Annotated in this window: 4 protein-coding genes and 1 pseudogene; all 5 read left to right on the top strand. The window is 28.8% G+C overall.

The genetic code is table 11. The annotated features are described in order from the left end of the window. Positions 1-533, top strand: a 533-nt coding sequence (locus ACWPW7_RS23305) for an ABC transporter permease (protein ID WP_454055635.1), incomplete at its 5' end; no start/stop codon positions are given. 9 nt (positions 534-542) lie between these two features. After that, positions 543-1532: an ABC transporter ATP-binding protein gene (locus tag ACWPW7_RS23300; protein WP_454055634.1), complete on the top strand. Its 990-nt coding sequence runs from the start codon at positions 543-545 to the stop codon at positions 1530-1532. Further along, positions 1532-2107: pseudogene (locus tag ACWPW7_RS23295) on the top strand (ATP-binding cassette domain-containing protein); the annotation flags it as partial. The gene ACWPW7_RS23300 and the pseudogene ACWPW7_RS23295, both read left to right, overlap by 1 nt. Positions 2108-2152: 45 nt before the next feature. Next, positions 2153-2536 carry an oligopeptide/dipeptide ABC transporter ATP-binding protein gene (locus tag ACWPW7_RS23290; RefSeq protein ID WP_454055636.1) on the top strand — a complete coding sequence of 128 codons (384 nt, stop codon included), beginning with the start codon at positions 2153-2155 and terminating at the stop codon, positions 2534-2536. A gap of 643 nt (positions 2537-3179) precedes the next feature. After that, positions 3180-3404 (top strand): metallophosphoesterase (locus tag ACWPW7_RS23285; protein WP_454055633.1); only part of this gene is annotated, 225 nt, incomplete at its 3' end.

The following is a 3404-nucleotide window of genomic DNA, read 5'->3' as shown; positions in this document are numbered from 1 at the left end:
TTGGTGGTAAGATAGATCTTTTAATAATGATCCTTGTAGATGTTTTTATGTGCCTTCCTTTTTTTATAATAGCTATAATATTAGCATCTTTAATAGGTCCTAGTATGTGGAATTCAGTTATAATAATAGGTTTTTTAGGATGGACAACTATTGCTAAAATAGTTAGAGGACAAGTCCTTGCAATAAAAGAGCAGCAGTTTATAGAAGCTGCAAGATGTCTTGGTATGGATTCTATGGAAATAATATTTAAACATATAATTCCTAATATTATCTCTTCTATAATTGTATATGCTACTTTAGGAATTGCTGGAGCAATATTGGCAGAAGCAGGGTTAAGTTATTTGGGAATGGGAGTAAAACAACCTGTTCCTAGCTGGGGAAACATGCTTTCTACTGCTAGAAATATGAAGTCTCTTATGAGATATTGGTGGCAATGGGCACCACCAGGAATAATGGTGTTTTTAACTATACTTTCAATTAATTTTATAGGAGATGGATTAAGAAATATTATGAACCCAAGGACAAAGGAGTAAAAAATTGTTATGGAAGATAATATATTAGAGGTAATAGATTTAACCACTAGTTTTAAATGTGATGAAGGAAAAATTAAAGCAGTAGACGGAGTTAGTTTTAATTTGAAAAGAGGAAAAGTATTAGGTATCGTTGGAGAGTCAGGCTGTGGGAAAAGTATAACAGCTATGTCTATTATGAGACTTGTTGAAAAGCAAAATGGATTAATAGAAAAGGGAAGTATTCTATTTGAAGGAAAAGACTTATTAGAATTGAAAGACTCAGACATGAATAGTATTAAGGGAAATGAAATCTCAATGATATTTCAAGAACCTATGATATCTTTAAATCCAGTACTTAGAATAGGAGATCAAATTGGTGAGATATTAAAAGTACATAGAAATGTAAAAGGGAATGAGAATAAAAAAAGAGTTATAGAGATGTTGAAACTTGTTGGAATTAAAAGAGCAGATGAGGTTATAAATGAATACCCTCATAAGCTTAGTGGTGGGATGTGCCAAAGGGTTATGATAGCTATGGCATTATGTTGTACTCCTAAGCTTTTAATAGCAGATGAGCCTACAACAGCATTGGATGTAACAGTACAAGCTCAAGTGTTAGACTTAATTAATGATCTTAAGGATAAGTTAAATATGTCAGTAATTTTTATAACTCATGATTTAGGAGTCATATGTGAAGTTGCAGATGATGTAATGGTAATGTATGCAGGAAATATAGTGGAAAAGGCATCTGTAGAGGAAATATTTGATAATCCTGTTCATCCATATACAATAGGCTTAATCAATTCAAGACCAGAGAATTTTAAAAAGGGAGAACCACTTAAATGTATTAGGGGCAAAGTACCAAAACTTTCAGATGTATTAGAAGGATGTCCATTCGCTGACAGGTGTGATTACGTTATGGATAAATGCATGAAATATAAACCCCACTTAAAAACCATAAAAGATGGTCATGAAGTTAGATGCTTCAGATATGATTTGAAAGAGAAAGGTAAACTTTAATGAATAAGATAGAATCTAATAAAGAAAAACTATTAGAAGTTAAAAATTTAAAATGTTATTTTAACTATGGTAGAAATCTATTTAATAGAGAGAATAAAATAATTAAAGCAGTAGATGGAATCTCATTTCATATTAATAAAGGTGAAGTATACGGACTTGTAGGAGAGTCAGGATGTGGTAAATCCACGACTGGTAGAGCAATACTAAACTTAATACCTAAAACAGGAGGAGTTTTAAAGTTTAATAGTGAGCTTATTTATGATGTAGAAAATAAATATAGCATAAGTAAGAAGGATATGCAGAACTTAAGAAAAGATATGCAAATGATATTTCAAGATCCGTATTCATCGCTAGACCCAACCATGACTATAGAAAATATAATTAAACAAGGTATAGTAAAACATGGAATTGTAGATAAAAGAAAATCAAGAGATGAAATTAAAAGGATATTGGATTTATGAGGAATGAGAGAAGAAAGCTTTAATAAGTATACACATGAGTTTAGTGGAGGAGAAAGCAAAAGAATTTTTATAGAAAGAGCATTATCTCTTAAGCCAAAATTTTTAATTTGTGATGAACCTACAGCTGCATTAGATGTTTCAATACAAGCACAAATTCTTATGCTTATGGATGAGTTAAAAAAAGAAATGGATTTAACTTATTTATTCATATCTCACAACTTAAGTTTAGTTAGATATTTTTGTGACAGAATAGGGGTTATGTATCTTGGAAATATTGTAGAAGAGGCACAAGGAGAAGAATTATTTTTAAATGCTAAACATCCTTATACTAAATGTTTAGTTTCATCAATACCGAAAAGTCATCCAAAGGAAAAAAAGACTAGGATAATAATGAAGGATGAAATACCAAATGGATATAATGAAATAAGAGGATGTAAATTTAACACAAGATGTCCGTATGCAACTGAAATTTGTGAGAATCAGGTACCAATATTTAAGGAAGTTTCAAAGAATCACTTTGTTGCATGTCACAATATTAATTAGAAGTTGCAGTGATTTTAAATTTTAATCTAATATAATTTCAAAATTTCTTACTTTTTAGTTATTCCAACAATAAATATATAATTATTAATAAATTTATATAAACTTTTCCAAACCTCATATAAAATAAAACTCCTCACAATCCATTGAGAATTCAAGGTTTGTGAGAAGCTTTTTATTAATTTTTTAAAAACTCAAAATAGTTGGTAAAAATTTTAATAAATCCTTTATTTTCAATAGGTTAAAAGGTATAATAAAAATAGAGAATGGCTTGACTACAGTGATTGAACCTTAACATAGGATGTATTTAAATGTTATATATTCTTTTAGTGCTTGCATCCATTCAACTGTTGAACCTTAACATGGGATGTATTTAAATAATAGTAGCACATCATAAATCAGCAATAGGTGCAGCGTTGAACCTTAACATAAGATGTATTTAAATGCAGATATGGTCCATAACATAGTAGAACTTAAAGAATTGAACCTTAACATAAGATGTATCTAATTACATAAAAAACATTAATATATAACTTTAAAATAAGAACTTACTATATAAATAGTAGGTTCATTTATTATATAATCTACACTATTTAAGTATATAAGATAATAAAAATTCAATAGATAGGATTTGGGGTTAGTAGCTATGAAAATTTTTGTAACTAGTGATATACATGGAAGGTTAAGTGTTGTACATAAAATAACTGAATTTCTTAAGGATAAAGAAGATATAGATTACATAATTTTATGTGGCGATATAACAGGAGATTATTCTTGGGAATGTTTTAGTGATCTTGAAGAAAAACAGTATGAAAATTATAGAATCATTAGAGAAAGTTTTAAAGATATAAAGGTAAAGCTTTTATTTATA

Source organism: Clostridium sp. Marseille-Q7071 (assembly GCF_965112025.1).
Note: the sequence above shows the minus strand (reverse complement) of the source record. Positions and strands in the feature narration are given on the sequence as shown.